Source organism: Pseudomonas sp. Pseusp16, assembly GCF_047324915.1.
GTDB classification, from domain to species: domain Bacteria; phylum Pseudomonadota; class Gammaproteobacteria; order Pseudomonadales; family Pseudomonadaceae; genus Aquipseudomonas; species Aquipseudomonas fluorescens_CD.
Genome location: NZ_CP168522.1, coordinates 1,212,758 through 1,231,516, shown reverse-complemented (window position 1 = coordinate 1,231,516; position 18,759 = coordinate 1,212,758). Strand labels below are relative to the sequence as shown.

Here is an 18,759-nt window from a genome sequence, read left to right as displayed (position 1 = left end):
CGGAACAGCCCCATGAAGAAGTCACCCCTCGCGTTAATGCTGACCCTTGGTTTGCTCAACACTTCGCTTTCGGCATTCGCAGCGACAGCGCCGATGGACCTGGTGGGGCCGGTCTCGGACTACAAGATCTACGTGACCGGGCAACTGGATGAACTGGCCAGCCACACCCAACAATTCACTGACGCCGTGAAAAAAGGCGACCTGGCCACCGCGAAAAAACTCTACGCGCCGACTCGCGTCTACTACGAGTCGATCGAGCCGATTGCCGAGCTGTTCAGTGATCTGGATGCGTCCATCGACTCCCGCGTCGACGATCACGAAAAAGGCGTGAAGGCCGAAGACTTCACCGGCTTCCACCGCCTCGAATACTCGCTGTTCTCGGAAAAGAGCAGCAATGACCTGGGCGAACTGGCTGACGGCTTGAACAAAGACGTGAAAGACCTGCAGACCCGCGTGGCCGGCCTGACCTTCCCGCCCGAGAAAGTCGTGGGCGGTGCTGCTGCGCTGCTCGAAGAAGTCGCGGCAACCAAGATCTCCGGTGAAGAAGATCGCTACAGCCACACTGACCTGTATGACTTCCAGGGCAACATCGACGGCGCGAAGAAAATCGTCGACCTGTTCCGTCCGCAGATCGAAAAACAGGATGCAGCGTTCGTGGCCAAGGTCGACAAGAACTTCGCCACCGTGGACAAGATCCTGGCCAAGTACAAGACCGGTGACGGTGGTTTCGAGACCTACGACAAAGTGAAGGACGCCGACCGCAAGGCGCTCGTGGGCCCGGTCAACACCCTGGCTGAAGATCTGTCGACGCTGCGTGGGAAACTGGGTTTGAACTAGTTTTCAGCGTCTGAGCGGGCCCCTTCGCTGGCAAGCCAGCTCCTACAGGAAAAATGCGATTGACCTGTAGGAGCTGGCTTGCCAGCGAAGCTTTTTCAGGCCTCAGAGGATACGGTAAAGCAAGCGCTCGATCCGCACGCGACTCACGCGCTTGAGGAACTTGGCAACGCCCATCGGGTACTCGGCGAGGGTTTCCAGGTTCTGGAAATGCTCGATTCGACGGGTGTGCTGGAAGATCTCTGTCAGCTCGTTGCGACGCGGCTCCAGCAGTTCGCCATGGGGATCATCGATCAACAAGGCGTTTTCCAGGTCGAGTCGAAACGCCCGCGGGTTGAGGTTGTTGCCAGTCAGCAAGGTATAGCGCTGATCGATCCACATGCCCTTGAGGTGATAGGAGTTGTCGCCATCACGCCACAGGTGCAGGTTCAACTGACCGCTGTCGATGTTGCGCTGATGGCGCTTGGCAAACCGGCGCAAGCTGATTTCGTACAGGTACGGCAACGCCGAAATGACCCGGAACGGTTCGCTCGGCGGAATGTAGAAGTCGTTGGCAGTCTTGTCGCCGACCACAATGTCGATCTTCACCCCACGGGCCAGCGCACGGTTGATCTCGCGGATGATCGCCAGCGGCAGGTTGAAGTACGGAGTACAAATGGTCAGTTGCTGCCGGGCGCTGGCGATCAGCTCACAGATCACCCGGTTCAGCGGATTGTTCTTGCCGACGCCGAGCAACGGGCTGACTGACAAGCCTGCCCTGTCGGTGGTGCCCCGCGTGGTGTCGTACGCCGCGTGCTTGAGACGGCTGCGCAGGTCACCGATGTCATTGCGCAGGCTGCGGGTGGTCGGCAGGTTCGGCAGGTCGAGGCGGTGCACCGCTTTTGAGGCCACAAGGCCGTGCTGCACCAGGTGCTGCATCGAATCGGCCAGGTCGCGATTGTGCAGCAGGTGATAGCGGTCGTAGCGGTACTTGTCGAACTTGTGCAGATAGACGTTGTTCAGGCTCGCGCCGCTGTAGATCACACAGTCATCGATCACGAAGCCTTTGAGGTGCAGCACACCAAACAGTTCGCGGGTTTGTACCGGGACGCCGTAGATCGGCACGACACTTTCACGGGTGCGGGTCATTTCCTGATACCAGGCGGAGTTGCCCGGTTGCTTGCCGGCACCGATCAGGCCGCGCTGGGCGCGCAGCCAGTCGACGACCACCACCACGTCCAGTTCCGGACGCGCCAGTTTGGCCGCGTGCAAGGCATCGAGGATTTCCTGGCCGGCTTCATCCTGTTGCAGGTACAGCGCAACGATGTAAATGCGCCGGGTCGCGCTGGCGATTTTCTCCAGCAGGCAACGACGGAATTCGGCAGCGCCACTGAGGATGCCGACGGCATCGGCCGTCAGCGGGAAACTGCGCAGTTTGGGCAGCAGGGAGCGTTTGAAAAGCAACGGCATAGGGCTCGCAAAGGGTCGAATCCGAAGAACCCGAGAGCTTACACCATCGATGGGTTCGGGTCTTGTTACTGTCTGTAATGACGCCATCGCTGGCAAGCCAGCTCCTACGGATTGACCGCATTCCCCCTGTAGGAGCTGGCTTGCCAGCGAAGGCCATTTATCAGGCACTGCAAAAATATTAATTGACCAAGGAGAACGATCGTTCTACTGTTAGCCACATGAACGAAATCACTAGCACTGACACACGCGACATCATTCTGGATGTCACCGAAAAGTTGATCTACAAAAGTGGCATAGCCGCCACTGGCATGGATCTTCTGGTGAAAACCGCCGGCGTCTCCAGAAAAAGCATTTATCGCTACTTCGCCAACAAGGACGAACTGGTTGTGGCCGCCCTGCAACGCCGCGACCAGCGCTGGATGCACTGGTACCGCGAGGAAGTCGGCCAGGCCGAAACCCCGGCCGAGCGACTGCTCAACCTGTTTACCGTACTCAAGTCGTGGTTCGCCTGCGAAGGCTTCCGCGGCTGCGCCTTCATCAACACCAGCGGCGAAACCGGCGACCCGCAAGACCCGGTGCGCCTGGTCGCCAAAGAACATAAACAGAAGCTGCTCGACTACGTGTGCGAGCTGTGTACCGAATATGGTGCCGAGGATCCGCAGATGCTGGCCAGACAGCTGCTGATCCTGATCGACGGTGCCATTACCGTGGCGCTTGTAATGGGTGATCACAGTGCCGCCGATAATGCGCAATGCATGGCGCGAAAGTTATTGGGCCTGTAGCAACTTAATCAAGCTCGACATTGTGTTTGAACTTTAACTTGATACGGAGACTTGAAATGTCTAATGCCGAAGTTCGTCCGCCATTACCCCCTTTCACCCGTGAATCGGCCATTGAAAAAGTTCGCCTGGCTGAAGATGGCTGGAACTCCCGCGACCCGGAGCGCGTGTCCCTGGCCTACACCCTGGACACCCAATGGCGCAATCGTGCCGAGTTCGCCTACAACCGCGAAGAAGCCAAGGGCTTCCTGACCCGCAAATGGGCCAAGGAACTGGATTATCGACTGATCAAGGAACTCTGGGCCTTTACCGGCAACCGCATCGCCGTGCGTTATGCCTATGAATGGCACGACGACTCGGGCAACTGGTTCCGTTCCTACGGCAACGAAAACTGGGAGTTCAACGAGGACGGCCTGATGGCCCGCCGCTTCGCCTGCATCAACGACATGCCGATCAAGGAAAGCGAGCGCAAGTTCCACTGGCCGCTGGGGCGCCGTCCTGACGATCACCCGAGCCTGTCGGACCTGGGCCTGTAGATTCACCGATATCAATTGTGGGAGCGGCGGTGCGGCGATCCGACTTGCTCGCGAAAGCGGTGTGTCAGCCAACATTTATGCTGGATCTGACTTCCTCTTCGCGAGCAAGCCCGCTCCCACAATGGTTTTGTGTTGTGCAGGTGGTTAAGATGCTGCCCTTCCCTGCAGCCTCTTTCTGCACCCGCCGAATAAGCCGATCCCATGCCTTTCGAACTCAGCGTTGACCTCTCCACCCTGGCCATCCTGGCCCTTGTCGCTTTTGTTGCCGGTTTCATCGACGCCATCGCCGGTGGCGGTGGTCTGTTGACCACCCCGGCCCTGTTGACCGCCGGCCTGCCGCCGCATCTGGTGCTGGGCACCAACAAACTCAGTTCGACCTTCGGTTCGGCGATTGCCAGTTTCACCTTCTACCGCCGCAAGCTGTTCCACCCCGCGCAATGGGTGCACGCCATCGTCGGTACCCTGGTCGGCGCACTGACCGGTGCCGTGGTCGCGCATTATCTGCCGGCAGAATGGTTGAACAAGATGCTGCCAGTGATCGTCTTCGCTTGCGGGGTCTATCTATTGTTTGGCGGCACGCCGAAAGCGCCAACGGACAGCGACGCACCGATCAAGAAAACGTGGCAATCGACCCAAGGCTTCAGCCTCGGCTTCTATGACGGCGTGGCCGGTCCCGGCACGGGCGCGTTCTGGACCGTGAGCAGCCTGCTGCTGTACCCCATCGACCTGGTGAAGGCCAGCGGAGTGGCGCGCAGCATGAATTTCGTCAGCAACGCGGCGGCGCTGTCGATCTTCATCTTTTCCGGTCAGGTGGACTGGATCATCGGCCTGTGCATGGGCTCGTCGCTGATGGTCGGCGCGTTCTTCGGCGCCCGCACCGCCATCAGCGGCGGCGCGAAATTCATTCGCCCGGTGTTCATCACCGTGGTGCTGGGCCTGACCGTGCGTCTAGCCTGGCAGCACTGGTTCAGCGTGGCCTAAACGCCGCGCCACATAGAGGTCGATCAGGTAACGGGCAATCGAGCGTGACGCCGGCAACGGCGGCAGCTCGTGCACGTTGAACCACTGGGCATCCTCGATCTCGTCTTCCTGACAGACGATCTCGCCACCGGCGTATTCGGCATGAAAGCCGAGCATCATCGAGTGCGGGAACGGCCAGCACTGGCTGCCCATGTACTGGATGTTCCTGACCTCGATGCTCACCTCTTCGCGAACCTCGCGAATCAGGCAGTCCTCGGCCGATTCGCCCGGCTCGGCAAACCCGGCCAGGGTGCTGTAGACACCCGGCACAAAACGCGGCGAACGTCCCAGCAGAATCTCGTCGCCGCGGGTCACCAGCACGATCATGCTCGGTGAAATGCGCGGGTAATAGCGCAAGTCACACGGCTCGCAGTACATAGCCCGTTCACGCACCACCTGATGGGTCGCCTGCCCGCAATTGCCGCAAAAACGGTGCTCGCGGGCCCAGGTGCCGATCTGTGCGGCGTAACCGAGCACCTTGTAGACCGTGTGATCGCCTTCCAGCATGAACGCCCGCAGGCCTTTCCAGTTGCAACCCGGCACCTCGCTGTGACTGCGCAGCTCCAGCAGATAGACAGGCTCGCCATCGAGATGACCGATGCCATGCTCGGCAAGAATCGACAGATCCTGACGCTTGAGCCATTCGCGGGGAAACAACGCGCCGTTGTCATCGAACAGAAAGCCTTCGGGGCTGCGCGCAACGGCCCAGCCGCCAGGTTGATCGGTGTCCAGTACTGCCGTGGTCCAGCGAGGAATCATGGTTAATCAATCCAGAAATTCGGGTTTCTGTTTGCTCATATGGGCGGCCATGGCCACGCGCAGATCGGTGGATTGCAGCATGGCGGCGTTCCAGGTAGCGATGTATTCGAGGCCGTCATCGATGCGATGGTCACGCATGTAACTGATCATCTCTTTGGTACCGGTGACGGCGATCGGCGACTTTCCGGCGATTTCGCGGGCGATGCCCATGACGCCGTCAAGCAGGCTGGCGTTGTCGCTGTAGACGCGATTGACCAGGCCCATGTCCCGTGCTTCATCGGCACCAAAGGTGCGACCAGTGTAAGCCAGTTCACGCAGCATGCCGTCACCGATGATTCGCGGCAAGCGTTGCAATGTGCCGACGTCGGCGGCCATGCCGATGTCGATTTCCTTGATTGAAAACTGTGCGTCTGTGGCGGCATAACGCATGTCGCACGCGGCAATCAGGTCGATGGCGCCACCCAGGCAGTAACCCTGTATGGCCGCGAGCACCGGTTTGCGGCAGTTATCGACCGCATTGAACGACGCTTGCAGGGTGAGAATCTTGCGTCGCAACAGGCGCGCATTGCGCCCGACGTCCTTGCCCAGTTCATTGGCCACGCCGGCCAGCATCATCAGGTCGATACCCGAGGAGAAATGCTTGCCTGCCCCGCTGAGGACCACCACGCGCACTTCATCGGTTTCGTCGATCCACTGGAAAATCTCGACGATCTCGCTCCAGAACGCAGCGTTCATCGAGTTGATCTTCTCCGGGCGGTTGATCTGCACATGGGCGATTTTATCGACCAGTTCGACGTTGAACGCAGTGTACCGAGACATACCAGTGATCCTTTTGCGGGCAAAAATGAGGCCCGAACTATAACAAGGCATCGCGACCGGCAGTAAGGCAGCGGTTCAGCCAAATGCGGGACTCACCGCACGCACCAAAACAGTGCGTATCCGCCCGATCACCTCGCACATTTATGTGACTGCCCGGTGACTTTTTGCAGCCAAAACGCAAAAAAACATGCACTTCGTCGGGGCACCTGCACCTCGATCAGGCACGTCCGTACCGCTACAAACCGATTGTCGAACAATTTTGCCATCTGCCCTTTACCGCTCTAAGTTCTGGCCTAGACTCATTTTCTTGAGACGAAACCGGTCGGTCACAAAGTGGAAAAAAAGTCGAAACTTTTTCCAATCCCGATCGGTCCTCTGACAAGAAGGTGCGTTGCGACTGGTGCAATCCTTGCAACGGCTCATTCACCCCTTTTGCTTCGACGCATCGGGCAGCGCTTGCTCACTGATGCGTAGCGCGATTGCGCCCGGCCAGCGGAATTGGCCATGAAACACCGTTTGCCAGACCTAAGAATTAGATCAACAACACGGGAGATTCATATGATCAGTACGGCTTTGGAAATACAGGGAGAGCGTGCTCATCAGGTCGGCGATTCGAGCGCCGTAACTGCCGCAAACACCCAACCCGTCAGCGTTCCTGGCACCAGGATGCTGACCCCGGCGGCCAACCAGAATCCGAACCGTAAAAAAGTGTTGTTTGTCACCTCGGAAATTGCCGACCTGGTGAAAACCGGTGGCCTGGGCGACGTATCTGCGGCGCTGCCACGGGCCATGGCCCACCTGCACGATGTGCGGGTGTTGATCCCGGGTTACCCGCAGGTGCTGCACAGCGAGAACCCCATTCATATCATCGGTGAGCTTGGCGGGCATGCTGCGCTGCCACCGTGCAAGATCGGGCGCATGGACATGCCCGATGGTCTGGTCATTTACGTGTTGATCTGCCCCGAACTCTACGAGCGCGAAGGTTCGCCCTACGGCGCCAACAACGGCCGCGACTGGCCGGACAACCATATCCGTTTCGCCCGCCTGGGCCTGGCGGCCGCCGACATTGCCGCCAACCTCGCACAAATCCACTGGTGCCCGGACCTGGTGCACGCCCACGACTGGCCTGCGGGCCTGGCCCCGGCCTACATGCACTGGCGTGGGCAGCGTACGCCGACGCTGTTCACCATTCACAACCTGGCGTATCAAGGCGTGACCAGCCTGGGCTCGTGCCCCGAACTGGGTATTCCCCATCACGCGCTGCAACAGGAAGGCATGGAGTTCTACGGCAAGATGTCGTTCCTCAAGGCCGGCATGGCCTATTCGAGCCACATCACCACCGTCAGTGCGACCTACGCCCAGGAAATCACCACCCCGGATTTCGGCTGCGGTCTCGACGGTTTCCTCGCCGCCAAGACCCAGCAAGGCCTGCTCAGCGGGATACCCAACGGCATTGATGAAAGCTGGGATGCGGCGACTGATCCGCACCTGTTCTGCCCGTTCAGCATCGGCGACTGGGATGGCAAGGCGGTGAACGCCGCCCATGTCCGCGAGCTGTTCGGCCTGCAAGACTCCGAAGGGCCGCTGTTTGCAGTGGTTTCACGCCTGGTCTACCAGAAAGGCCTGGACCTGACCGAAGCGGTCTCCGAATACATCGTCAAATCCGGTGGCCAGATCGCGATCATCGGCCGTGGCGAGCCGGAAGAAGAACAGTCGATGCGCGAACTGGCCCTGCGCTTCCCCGGGCAGATCGGCGTGCGCATTGGCTTTAACGAAACCGATGCCCGGCGCATGTTCGCCGGCAGCGACTTCCTGCTGATGCCTTCGCGTTACGAGCCATGCGGCTTGAGCCAGATGTACGCCCAGCGCTTCGGCTCGTTGCCGGTGGCACGCAATACCGGCGGCCTGGCCGACACCATCGAAAACGGCGTGACCGGGTTCCTGTTCGATGAATCCACGGTGCAGAGCTACCAGGAAGCCCTGAGCCGCGCGTTCAAGGTGTTTGCCTTCCCCGACCTGCTGCACGCCATGCGCTGCCGGGCCATGGCTGCACCGTTCAACTGGTGCAAGGCGGTCGAACCCTACGCCGAGCTCTACGAGCAGCTTGTGGCGAAAGCGTTGGGGAAATCGAACAAACAGTAGAGGCTTGCAAGATGCCGTTACGGACCCTTGAGACCTGGCCCCACGGCGCAATCATGCTGGACGCAGAGCACACGCGATTCGCGTTGTGGGCGCCAGATGCGTTTTACGTCAGTGTCGAACTGGAAAATGGACAGTCCTTGCCGTTACTGCCCCAGGCCGACGGCTGGTTCGTGAGCAACACCCGATGCCCGGCGGGCACGCGTTACCGCTACAGCATCGATGGCGAGCTGGAGGTGCCCGACCCGGCCTCACGCGCCCAGGCCGGCGATATTGACCGATACAGCGTGGTGGTCGATCCGCTGGCCTATGCGTGGCAACACAGTACCTGGCTGGGACGACCGTGGAACGAAGCGGTGATCTACGAATTGCATGTCGGTGCGCTCGGCGGCTTCAGTGCCGTCGAGCAGCATCTGGCACGCCTGGTGGAACTGGGCGTCACCGCGATCGAACTGATGCCTATCGCGCAGTTTCCCGGTGAGCGCAATTGGGGTTATGACGGCGTCCTGCCCTACGCGCCCCAGGCTTCATACGGCTCAACCGAGCAGCTCAAGCACTTGATCGACACCGCCCATGGCCACGGCCTGGCGGTGATCCTCGACGTGGTCTACAACCACTTCGGCCCGGACGGCAATTACCTGCATCGTTATGCCAAGGGGTTTTTTCGCGAAGACAAACACACGCCGTGGGGCGCAGCCATCGACTTGCGCCGTCGCGAAGTACGGGACTTCTTCATCGAAAACGCCTTGATGTGGCTCCTGGAATACCGTTTCGACGGTTTGCGCCTGGACGCGGTACACGCCATCGAAGACCCGGATTTCCTTGAGGAACTGGCGCAACGGGTGCGCCAGCAGACGGGGGCGGCGCGGCATGTCTGGCTGATGGTCGAGAACGAACACAACCAGGCCAGCCTGCTGGAATACGGTTACGACGCACAATGGAATGACGACGGCCACAACGCCCTGCATGTGTTGTTGACCGGCGAAACCGACGCCTATTACGCCGACTACGCACAAAACCCCACCGAACAACTGGCGCGCTGCCTGAGCGAAGGCTTCGTGTTCCAGGGCGATCTCAACCGCCATGGTGTTGCACGCGGTGAACCCAGCGGGCATTTGCCGCCCGGTGCGTTCATCCTGTTCCTGCAGAACCATGACCAGATCGGCAATCGGGCCTTCGGCGAGCGCCTGCATCAACTCGCCCACCCGCAAGCGCTGCGGGCGGCGACGGTGTTGCTGCTGTTGTCGCCGATGATTCCGCTGCTGTTCATGGGTGACGAGTTCGCCGTCGAACAACCCTTCCTGTTTTTCACCAGCCATCATGGCGAATTGGCAAAGCAGGTCCGCGAGGGCCGACGTAACGAGTTCGCCGCGTTCAGCGCGTTTGCCGACCCTCGTCAACGCGAACACATTCCGGACCCGAATGATCCGCAGACGTTTGCAGCATCCCGCCCGGTCCTGCCATCGACCGGTCATTCAGAGATGCACGACCTGTATTGCCGACTGCTGCAGATCCGCCATCGACTCATCATCCCGCGCCTGCCGGGCGCCCAGGCCCTGGGCACCGACGTGCTGGGCGATGGTGCGGTGAGTGCATCCTGGCGTTTGGGCGATGGCAGCCAACTGCGCATAGACCTGAACCTCAGCGACAAACCCGTAGACCACACCACACACAGCGGTGCCATGTGGTTGTTCGAATACCCGCCAGAGAGCGCCGGCCTGCTGGACCACGGCACCCTTGCTCCGTATTGCGCGCTCGTCAGCCTTGCCGCCACAGCAGTCCCCTTTGCTACCCCGTATGGAGAGCGTCCATGAGTGATGCGCAACTGGAAATTCTGGCCAGCCGTGCCGGCCTCGCGGTCGACTGGATCGACGCCAACGGCCGCCCGCAAAAAGTCGCGCCTTCAGTGTTGCGCAACGTGCTGACCGGCCTGGGCCACCCGGCTGGCAGTGCCCAGGAAATCGACGCCAGCCTGCTGGAGTTACAGGCGGTGCAACAAACACACCGCTTGCCGCCATTGATGACTGCCGATGAGGGGGGCGGCCTGGACCTGGCGCGTTACTTCGAGCCTCAAACCCCTTGCGAAATCCACCTCGAGGACGGTTCGCGGCTCAACCTGAAGCTGGACGCAAATTCGGTGCTGCCGGGGCTGGTACCGGTCGGCTATCAACAGGTCAGCATCGACGGACAAACTTTCACTCTGGCGGTGGCCCCCGCCCGTTGTTACAGCGTGGCCGATGCCGTGGATAACCCGATCCCGCGTGCCTGGGGCCTGAGCGTGCAATTGTATGGATTGCGCCGCCCCGGCGATGGCGGGTTTGGTGACACCCAGGCGCTGGAGGACCTCGCCCGGGTCGCCGGTGAACGGGGCGCCGAGGCTTTGGCGATCAGCCCGTTGCATGCGATGTTTTCCAGTGACACGCAACGCTACAGCCCGTATTCGCCGTCCAGCCGTTTGTTTCTCAACAGCCTTTACTGCGCCCCCGGCACCATTCTCGGCGAACGCGCCCTGCGTACCGCCATCGATGCAACCGGGCTGGCCATTGAACTCAAAGCGCTGGAAGAACGCCCGCTGATTGACTGGCCGGCCGCTGCCGAAGCCAAGTATCGATTGCTGCAGGCACTGTATGAAGGCTTCGTCCAGGGTGAACACCCGTTGCATGAAGACTTCAGCAGCTTTCGTCACGCTGCGGGCGAAGCGCTGGAAAACCACTGTCGCTTCGAAGCGATCCAGGAGGCTCGCGCAGCCCGCGGTGAACACCTCGACTGGCGGCAATGGCCCGAACCCTGGCGCAACCCGCGCAGCACCGAAGTGGCGGCATTTGCCGAAGAGAATGCTGGGCGCATCGGCTTCTTTGCTTTCTGTCAGTGGCTGATCGCTCGCTGTCTGGAGCGTGCGCAAGCCGCCGCCCGCGCCAGCGGCATGAGTATCGGCCTGATCGCCGATCTGGCCGTCGGTGCCGATGGTGGCGGCAGCCAGGCCTGGAGCCGTCAGGACGAACTGCTCGCCGCCCTGACCGTTGGTGCGCCACCGGACATTCTCAACCGCAGTGGCCAGGGCTGGGGAATTTCCGCGTTCTCCCCTGAAGGCCTGGTACGCAATGGTTTCCGTGCCTTCATCGAAATGCTGCGGGCCAATTTCGCCCATTGCGGTGGCTTGCGTATCGATCACGTCATGGGGCTGCAGCGTCTGTGGGTGATCCCCAACGGCTCGCCACCGGCCGACGGCGCTTACCTGTACTACCCGGTGGACGACCTGCTGCGTCTGTTGACCCTCGAATCCCATCGTCACCAGGCCATCGTCCTCGGCGAAGACCTCGGCACCGTGCCGGACGGCCTGCGGGAAAAACTCATCGCCCGCTCGATGCTCGGCATGCGGGTATTGCTGTTCGAGCAGGACAACACTCACTTCAAGCCAATCCTCGACTGGCCGGACAACGCCCTGGCGACCACCAGCACCCATGACCTGCCCACTCTCAACGGCTGGTGGCATGGTCGGGACATCGACTGGAACGCCCGGCTCGGCATGGTCGATGCCAGCGGTGAAATCGAATGGCGCCAGCACCGCGAGCGCGAGCGTGAGGGCCTGCGCCGGGCGTTGAGCCAGGATCCGCAGAACTTCCGCGAAGAGTCCCACGAAACCGACCAGGTGCTCGATGCCAGCGTGCGTTTTCTGGGCCATACCCGGGCGCCGCTGGTGTTGCTGCCGCTGGAAGATGCCCTTGGCGTCGAACAACAGGCCAACCTGCCGGGCACCATCGACACGCACCCGAACTGGTCACGGCGCTTGCCCGGATACAGCGAAGCCCTGCTCGATGGGGCGGATGCCGCGCGGCGCCTGGAACTGCTCGCCTGTGCGCGACTTCAGGCGGCCGAGCGTGATCGATGACTCAAGTGCCGACCCGACCGCTGCGCGCCACGTTGCGCCTGCAATTTCATAAAGGCTTCACCCTGGAAGATGCAGTGCCACTGGTGCCCTATTTCGCCCGCCTCGGCATCAGCCATGTCTACGCCTCCCCGCTGTTGCGCGCCCGTGCCGGGTCAATGCATGGCTATGACGTGGTGGACCCGACCAGGGTCAACCCGGAACTGGGCGGCGAGGCGGCGCTGCGCAGCCTGGTCAGTGCCTTGCACGAGCAGAACATGGGGTTGATCCTCGACATCGTCTCCAACCACATGGCGGTCGGCGGCAGTGATAATCCCTGGTGGCTGGATTTGCTGGAGTGGGGACGCCTGAGCCCCTACGGCGAGTTTTTCGATATCCAGTGGCACTCTCCCGACCCGCTGATGGAAGGCCAGTTGCTCCTGCCGTTTCTGGGCAGCGATTACGGCGTCGCGCTGCAGGACGGCACCCTGCCCTTGCGATTCGATGCCTGGCACGGCAGCTTCCATGTCGAGCACTACGAACACCGCTTTCCCGTTTGCCCCTGCGATTACGGGGAACTGCTCAAGATCGATGCAGCGCTCGATACACAACAGGCCGAACAACTCAAATCCCTGGCCGATCGCTTCAGCACCCTGAGCTACCAGAGCGACGCCCACAGCCTGGCCATCCCGCTGAAAGCAGAATTGCGCGATCTGGTCAGCGATCCGGCCATTGCCCAGGCCATTGACCAGCATCTGAAAAACTACGACTCAGTGACCGGCGAAGGCTTCCAGCGCCTGCACAGCCTGCTGGAACGCCAGAGCTATCGCCTTGCCAGCTGGCGCACTGCGGCCGATGACATCAACTGGCGGCGCTTCTTTGATATCAATGAACTCGGTGGTCTGCGCGTCGAGCGTCCAGCCGTGTTCGAAGCCACCCACGCGAAGATCTTCCAGCTGGTGGCTGAAGGGTTGATCGACGGATTGCGCATCGACCACATCGACGGCCTTGCCGACCCGCGGGGCTACTGCCGAAAGTTGCGGCGCCGGGTCGACCGTCTGTCCCCGGGCCGTCACCTGACCATCCATGTCGAAAAGATCCTCGGCGAAGGCGAAACCCTGCATCGCGACTGGTCGGTGGATGGCACCACCGGCTACGAATTCATGAACCAGTTGTCACTGCTGCAACATGATCCACGGGGCGCGCAGCCACTGCTCCAACTCTGGCATCGTCACAGCGAGCGGCCCGCTGATTTCTCCGAGGAAGCACAATTGGCCCGCCAGCAAATCCTCAGCAGTTCCCTGGCCGGGGATTTCGAAAGCGTCGCCCAGGCCCTGCTGCAAGTGGCCCGGGACAACCTCATGACCCGCGACCTGACCCTCGGCGCCATTCGCCGGGCCTTGCAGGCGCTGATCGTGCATTTCCCGGTGTACCGCACCTACATCAGCCCCCTTGGTCGGTCGGCCCAGGACGAGGTGTTTTTCCAGCGGGCCATGGACGGCGCCCGGCAAACCCTGGGCGAGACAGACTGGCCGGTGCTCGACTGCCTGGCCGGCTGGCTCGGTGGCGAGCCCTGGCGGCAGCGCCCGGCCGGGCGTCAGCGCAAGCGCCTCAAGCATGCCTGCGTGCGTTTCCAGCAACTGACCTCGCCGGCCGCGGCGAAAGCAGTGGAAGACACCGCGTTCTATCGTTCGGCAGCCCTGCTCTCACGCAATGACGTGGGGTTCAACACCGAGCAGTTCAGTGCACCGGTTGCCGACTTTCATCAGGCTTGCATCGAGCGACTCGACACCTTCCCGGACAATCTGCTGGCCAGCGCCACCCACGACCACAAGCGTGGCGAAGATTCACGCGCGCGGCTGGCGGTGTTGAGCGAACGCAGCCACTGGTACGCCGGGCAGATCGGCCTGTGGCGCACCCTCGCCCGGCCGTTGCGCAATGACGATCAAGCGCCGTCGGCGGGCGATGAGTTGATCCTGTATCAAGCGATCCTTGGCAGTTGGCCGCTGGACCTCGATATCGATCAATCGCCGGCGCTCGAAGCCTACGCAAATCGCCTCTGGCAGTGGCAACGCAAGGCCCTGCGCGAAGCCAAACTGCAAAGCAGCTGGAGCGCACCCAATGACGCTTACGAGCAAGCGACCGAGGGATTCATCCAGCGCTTGTTGCTCAACCCCGAAGGCGAGCTGTTGCGTGCCGCCCTCGCCAAAGCCGCTCGATCGATTGCCATCCCCGGGGCGCTCAACGGTTTGGCGCAAACCTTGCTGCGCATGACAGTGCCCGGCGTACCGGACCTTTATCAGGGCAACGATTTCTGGGACTTCAGCCTGGTCGATCCGGACAACCGTCGACCGGTGGATTACACCCGTCGCCAGCAAGCGATGCAGTCATCGATTGAGCCAACTGATCTGCTGGCGAACTGGCGTGACGGGCGCATCAAGCAGGCCTTGATTGCGCGCACCCTGGGCCTGCGGGCCGAGCATGCCGAGCTGTTTCGGCGAGGCACCTACCAGGCCCTGGAAGTAGTGGGCAGCGAGGCCCATCGAGTACTGGGCTTTGTCCGTGAAAGGGAGGGAAAACGCGCCATCGTGATTGTGCCGATACGCTGTGCCGAACTGCTGGAAAACAGTGCCGAACCACAGGTCCACGCGCCGCTGTGGGGCGACACCCGGGTCAAATTGCCGTTCGCCGTCCCTGACGAACATCTGAAGGGACTTTTTTCCGGCATCACAGTCACAGAACACAGGGAGCTGCTGATCAGCGCCGCGCTGGGGGATTTCCCGGTCAATCTCATTATTCAAACTACCCGCACTTGAGTTCAGTTAAGGAGCATTGCAATGAGTACCGACGAAAAACGCATCCGCGAATTCGCTTATCAGATCTGGGAATCCGAAGGAAAACCCGAAGGTCAGGAAGCCCGCCACTGGGAGATGGCGCGCAAGCTGGCAGAAGCCGAAGCCCTGGCCCCAAGCAAATCACCGAAGGTCGCCGCCAGCAAAGCCGCGCCGAAGAAAACCGGCGACGGCAAACTCACCACCGACAAGACACTCAACGGCAAGACCGCCGTGCCGAAAACCAAAGCCAAACCGGCGGCGGCTTCAAAAGTGATCCCGCCGGGAGAAAAGGCCGTCGAGAAAAAGCCCCGGGCGCCGCGAAAACCGCCGGCGGTCTGATCAGGCCCAAAACATACCTGTGGGAGCGGGCTTGCTCGCGAATGCGGTCTGGCATTCAACATTTGTGTTGTCTGACACGCCGCTTTCGCGAGCAAGCCCGCTCCCACAGGATGCAGTGCTGATCCAGCGAGTTTTTTTTGTACCCAGGAGCATTCATGACCAGTCCGAAGAAAGCCGCCGCGCCAGCCCCTCGTGCCGAAGCCACACGAATCCGCGAAGGGCTGCCCTTCCCGCTGGGTGCCACCTGGGACGGACTGGGCGTCAACTTCGCGCTGTTTTCCGCCCATGCCACCCGGGTTGAGCTGTGCCTGTTCGACGACACCGGCGAGGTGGAACTCGAACGCATCGAACTGCCCGAATACACCGACGAGATCTATCACGGCTACTTGCCCGACGCTCATCCCGGGCTGATTTATGGCTACCGCGTGTACGGTCCGTACGACCCGGCCAACGGCCATCGCTTCAACCCCAACAAACTGCTGATCGACCCCTACGCCAAACAACTGGTCGGCAAGCTGAAATGGTCCGAAGCGCTGTTCGGCTACACCATTGGCCACCCCGACGCCGACCTCAGTTTCGATGAACGGGACAGCGCGCCCTTCGTGCCCAAATGCAAGGTCATCGACCCCGCGCACACCTGGGGCCACGACCACCGCGTCAGCGTGCCGTGGGACAAGACGATCATTTATGAAACCCATGTGCGCGGCTTCACCATGCGTCATCCCTCGGTTCCCGAAAACGTGCGCGGGACGTTTGCCGGGTTAATGGTCGATGACGTGATGGAGCACATCCGCAAGCTCGGCGTGTCGTCCGTGGAGCTGCTGCCGATCCACGCGTTCGTCAACGACCAGCATTTGCTGCACAAGGGCATGACCAATTATTGGGGCTACAACAGCATTGCGTTCTTTGCCCCCGACCCGCGTTACCTGGCCAGCGGCAAGATTGCCGAATTCAAGGAAATGGTCGCTCACCTGCACGAAGCCAACCTCGAGGTGATCCTCGACGTGGTCTACAACCACACCGCCGAGGGCAACGAACAAGGCCCGACCCTGTCCATGCGCGGCATCGACAACGCGTCCTACTACCGCCTGAAGCCGGATGACAAACGCTTCTATATCAACGATTCCGGCACCGGCAACACCCTGGACCTGAGCCATCCGTGCGTGCTGCAAATGGTCACCGACTCATTGCGCTACTGGGCTTCGGAAATGCATGTGGACGGTTTCCGCTTTGACCTGGCGACCATCCTCGGGCGTTATCACGACGGTTTCGATGAGCGCCACAGTTTCCTGGTGGCCTGCCGCCAGGACCCGGTATTGCGCCAGGTCAAACTGATCGCCGAACCGTGGGACTGCGGTCCCGGCGGTTATCAGGTCGGCAATTTCCCGCCTGGCTGGGTCGAGTGGAACGACAAGTTCCGCGACACCGTGCGCGCCTTCTGGAAAGGCGACGACGGGCAACTGGCGGACTTTGCCAGCCGCCTGACCGCTTCGGGCGAAATGTTCAATCAGCGCGGCCGCCGCCCCTACTCGTCAGTGAACTTCGTCACCGCCCATGACGGCTTCACCCTCAATGACCTGGTGTCGTACAACGACAAGCACAACGAAGCCAACGACGAAAACAATCAGGACGGCAGCAACAACAACCTGTCGTGGAACCACGGCGTCGAAGGCCCCACTGACGACCCCGAGATCAATGCGCTGCGCCATCGGCAGATGCGCAATTTCTTCGCCACCCTGCTGCTGGCCCAGGGCACGCCGATGCTGGTGGCTGGCGACGAGTTCGCCCGCACCCAGGACGGCAACAACAATGCGTACTGCCAGGACAGCGAGATCGGCTGGGTCAACTGGGATCTCAGCGAAGACGGCAAGACCCTGCTCAAGTTCGTCAAACGCCTGATCAAGTTGCGCCTGACGTACCCGATCCTGCGCCGTGGACGTTTTCTGGTGGGTAATTACAACGAGGACATCGGCGTCAAGGACGTGACCTGGCTGGCGCCGGACGGTAAGGAAATGAGCACCGAGCATTGGCACGACGCGCACAATCGATGCCTGGGCATGCTGCTCGATGGTCGCGCCCAGGAAACCGGCATTCGCCGCAAAGGCGCCGACGCGACGTTGATGCTGGTGGTCAACGCGCATCACGACATCGTCAATTTCCGACTGCCGGAAGTGCCCGACGGTGGTTTCTGGACATGCATGATCGACACCAACCAGCCGTCGATCCGCGGCCAGGAGCGCTTCGAGTTTGGCCACGAGTACTCGATCACCGGCCGCTCGTTGCTGTTGTTCGAGTTACAGCATGAAGATGAAGAGTAGCGACGAGGTTCGGGAATTCACGGCGCCACTGCCGTAGAGCGGAAAAATAATATTGGTCAGGTTCGCGATGCGACGAATAGCGTTACATGAGTAATACTCGATGCGCGGCAATCCAGGGTTTGGCTTGGCGCACATTGTTATCAACGAGCCCTCACGGGTCTGCCGGGCCTGGATCGCGCACGACTGAAGGCGAAGCAGAACAAGGACGTAATGCCCATGAAATCCGTTTCCGTCAGTGAAACCAGCCTGCCAGCACAGATCTGGAACAGTGCCCCGCAACTGGACAGCATTCCGGTCATCAGCCCCCAATCCCTGGTACCCACTGGCGCACGCGCAGTGCTCATTGCCCCCCACCCCGGCGATGAAGTCGTGACTTGCGGCGGCCTGCTGCAATTGCTCAGCAACCTGGGCCACCCACTGCAACTGATCTCGATCACCGACGGCAGCGCCAGCCATCCGGGCTCTGTGCAGTGGTCGGAAAAACGCCTCAGCGTATTCCGTCCCCAGGAAAGCGTCGAAGCCATACGCCGACTCGGATTGCCGATGCACAGCCTGAAGTGGATACGGGGCGGGTTTACCGACAACGCCCTGGTGGAACACGAAGAACAGATCGCCCGATTCATCACGCGTTACCTGCGCCCCGGCGATGTGGTGTTCAGCACCTGGCGCGAGGACGGCAACGCCGACCACGACACTGTTGGTCGCGCCAGCGCCCGGGCGGCGGCCAGCGCAGGGGCAACCTATAACGACATACCGCTCTGGGCCTGGCACTGGCCGGCACGGGACCGGGAGCTGATCCCCTGGCATCGTGCACGCAAGGTGCGCCTCGATACCTGGACCATCGCCCGCAAGAGCCACGCCATCCACGCCTATGCCAGCCAACTCGACGGCGAACCGGCCATCGGCCTTGCGCCATTGCTGCCCCGCACGCTGCTGGAGCGTATCCGTTTGCCTTATGAAATCGTGCTGGTTTGAAAGTGCAGCCCATCAGACTGAACTGCCTGCTGGCGCATCAGTCGCATACATAAGCAGCCCTGAATCAGTGGAGTGCATGTGGCCAGTCATTCA

General features: G+C 61.1%; 14 protein-coding genes. 11 read left to right on the top strand and 3 right to left on the bottom strand.

Annotated features, from left to right (window positions below):
- Positions 1-12: 12 nt before the first annotated feature.
- Positions 13-837 (top strand): iron uptake system protein EfeO, encoded by an 825-nt coding sequence (gene efeO / locus ACEN8Q_RS05345; protein ID WP_413424040.1) that lies wholly within the window; start codon positions 13-15, stop codon positions 835-837.
- 102 nt (positions 838-939) lie between these two features.
- Here efeO and pssA read toward each other — a convergent pair whose 3' ends face one another.
- Positions 940-2,283 carry a CDP-diacylglycerol--serine O-phosphatidyltransferase gene (gene pssA, locus ACEN8Q_RS05340; protein ID WP_413424042.1) on the bottom strand — a complete coding sequence of 448 codons (1,344 nt, stop codon included), beginning with the start codon at positions 2,281-2,283 and terminating at the stop codon, positions 940-942.
- Positions 2,284-2,501: 218 nt separating this feature from the next.
- Here pssA and ACEN8Q_RS05335 point away from each other — a divergent pair, with 218 nt between their 5' ends.
- The 3 genes from ACEN8Q_RS05335 (at position 2,502) to ACEN8Q_RS05325 (ending at position 4,579) form a co-directional block, all read left to right on the top strand.
- The gene (locus ACEN8Q_RS05335; protein WP_413424044.1) at positions 2,502-3,065 is read left to right on the top strand and encodes a TetR/AcrR family transcriptional regulator; all 564 of its coding nucleotides are present in this window, start codon (positions 2,502-2,504) and stop codon (positions 3,063-3,065) included.
- Positions 3,066-3,121: 56 nt separating this feature from the next.
- Positions 3,122-3,598, top strand: coding sequence for a DUF1348 family protein (locus ACEN8Q_RS05330; protein WP_413424047.1), 477 nt, complete (start codon positions 3,122-3,124; stop codon positions 3,596-3,598).
- Positions 3,599-3,799: 201 nt separating this feature from the next.
- The gene (locus tag ACEN8Q_RS05325) at positions 3,800-4,579 is read left to right on the top strand and encodes a TSUP family transporter (protein WP_007974280.1); all 780 of its coding nucleotides are present in this window, start codon (positions 3,800-3,802) and stop codon (positions 4,577-4,579) included.
- Here the strand turns inward: ACEN8Q_RS05325 and nudC are convergent.
- Positions 4,547-5,377: an NAD(+) diphosphatase gene (gene nudC, locus ACEN8Q_RS05320; RefSeq protein ID WP_413424049.1), complete on the bottom strand. Its 831-nt coding sequence runs from the start codon at positions 5,375-5,377 to the stop codon at positions 4,547-4,549. The genes ACEN8Q_RS05325 and nudC overlap by 33 nt on opposite strands.
- Positions 5,378-5,383: 6 nt before the next feature.
- Positions 5,384-6,196, bottom strand: coding sequence for a crotonase/enoyl-CoA hydratase family protein (locus tag ACEN8Q_RS05315; protein WP_413424051.1), 813 nt, complete (start codon positions 6,194-6,196; stop codon positions 5,384-5,386).
- A gap of 558 nt (positions 6,197-6,754) precedes the next feature.
- Between ACEN8Q_RS05315 and glgA the strand changes: the two genes are divergently transcribed.
- The 7 genes from glgA to ACEN8Q_RS05280 all read left to right on the top strand — a co-directional run bounded on the left by glgA (position 6,755) and on the right by ACEN8Q_RS05280 (position 18,666).
- Positions 6,755-8,338, top strand: coding sequence for a glycogen synthase GlgA (glgA, locus tag ACEN8Q_RS05310; RefSeq protein WP_413704665.1), 1,584 nt, complete (start codon positions 6,755-6,757; stop codon positions 8,336-8,338).
- An 11-nt stretch (positions 8,339-8,349) separates the two neighbouring features.
- On the top strand, positions 8,350-10,149 hold the full coding sequence (treZ, locus tag ACEN8Q_RS05305; RefSeq protein ID WP_413704664.1) for a malto-oligosyltrehalose trehalohydrolase: 1,800 nt from the start codon (positions 8,350-8,352) through the stop codon (positions 10,147-10,149).
- Positions 10,146-12,224, top strand: a complete 2,079-nt coding sequence (gene malQ / locus ACEN8Q_RS05300; RefSeq protein ID WP_413704663.1) for a 4-alpha-glucanotransferase — start codon at positions 10,146-10,148, stop codon at positions 12,222-12,224. The genes treZ and malQ overlap by 4 nt, the downstream gene beginning before the upstream one ends.
- Positions 12,221-15,016, top strand: a complete 2,796-nt coding sequence (locus ACEN8Q_RS05295; RefSeq protein WP_413704662.1) for a malto-oligosyltrehalose synthase — start codon at positions 12,221-12,223, stop codon at positions 15,014-15,016. The genes malQ and ACEN8Q_RS05295 overlap by 4 nt, the downstream gene beginning before the upstream one ends.
- A 21-nt stretch (positions 15,017-15,037) precedes the next feature.
- Positions 15,038-15,373 (top strand): DUF2934 domain-containing protein, encoded by a 336-nt coding sequence (locus tag ACEN8Q_RS05290; protein WP_413424061.1) that lies wholly within the window; start codon positions 15,038-15,040, stop codon positions 15,371-15,373.
- Positions 15,374-15,528: 155 nt separating this feature from the next.
- Entirely contained in the window at positions 15,529-17,691 is a 2,163-nt protein-coding gene (gene glgX, locus ACEN8Q_RS05285) for a glycogen debranching protein GlgX (protein WP_413704661.1), read from the top strand.
- Positions 17,692-17,907: 216 nt separating this feature from the next.
- A complete protein-coding gene (locus tag ACEN8Q_RS05280) occupies positions 17,908-18,666 on the top strand; it encodes a PIG-L deacetylase family protein (RefSeq protein WP_413704660.1) in 759 nt (252 codons plus the stop codon).
- Positions 18,667-18,759 lie beyond the last annotated feature (93 nt).

Excerpts from the sequence above, each read along its gene's own strand:
- ACEN8Q_RS05280 (WP_413704660.1), top strand. The coding sequence starts at position 17,908 with ATGAAATCCGTTTCCGTCAGTGAAACCAGCCTGCCAGCACAGATCTGG.
- ACEN8Q_RS05315 (WP_413424051.1), bottom strand. The coding sequence starts at position 6,196 with ATGTCTCGGTACACTGCGTTCAACGTCGAACTGGTCGATAAAATCGCC.
- ACEN8Q_RS05330 (WP_413424047.1), top strand. The coding sequence starts at position 3,122 with ATGTCTAATGCCGAAGTTCGTCCGCCATTACCCCCTTTCACCCGTGAA.
- ACEN8Q_RS05335 (WP_413424044.1), top strand. The coding sequence starts at position 2,502 with ATGAACGAAATCACTAGCACTGACACACGCGACATCATTCTGGATGTC.
- pssA (WP_413424042.1), bottom strand. The coding sequence starts at position 2,283 with ATGCCGTTGCTTTTCAAACGCTCCCTGCTGCCCAAACTGCGCAGTTTC.
- efeO (WP_413424040.1), top strand. The coding sequence starts at position 13 with ATGAAGAAGTCACCCCTCGCGTTAATGCTGACCCTTGGTTTGCTCAAC.
- ACEN8Q_RS05325 (WP_007974280.1), top strand. The coding sequence starts at position 3,800 with ATGCCTTTCGAACTCAGCGTTGACCTCTCCACCCTGGCCATCCTGGCC.
- malQ (WP_413704663.1), top strand. The coding sequence starts at position 10,146 with ATGAGTGATGCGCAACTGGAAATTCTGGCCAGCCGTGCCGGCCTCGCG.
- glgA (WP_413704665.1), top strand. The coding sequence starts at position 6,755 with ATGATCAGTACGGCTTTGGAAATACAGGGAGAGCGTGCTCATCAGGTC.
- glgX (WP_413704661.1), top strand. The coding sequence starts at position 15,529 with ATGACCAGTCCGAAGAAAGCCGCCGCGCCAGCCCCTCGTGCCGAAGCC.
- ACEN8Q_RS05290 (WP_413424061.1), top strand. The coding sequence starts at position 15,038 with ATGAGTACCGACGAAAAACGCATCCGCGAATTCGCTTATCAGATCTGG.
- ACEN8Q_RS05295 (WP_413704662.1), top strand. The coding sequence starts at position 12,221 with ATGACTCAAGTGCCGACCCGACCGCTGCGCGCCACGTTGCGCCTGCAA.
- nudC (WP_413424049.1), bottom strand. The coding sequence starts at position 5,377 with ATGATTCCTCGCTGGACCACGGCAGTACTGGACACCGATCAACCTGGC.
- treZ (WP_413704664.1), top strand. The coding sequence starts at position 8,350 with ATGCCGTTACGGACCCTTGAGACCTGGCCCCACGGCGCAATCATGCTG.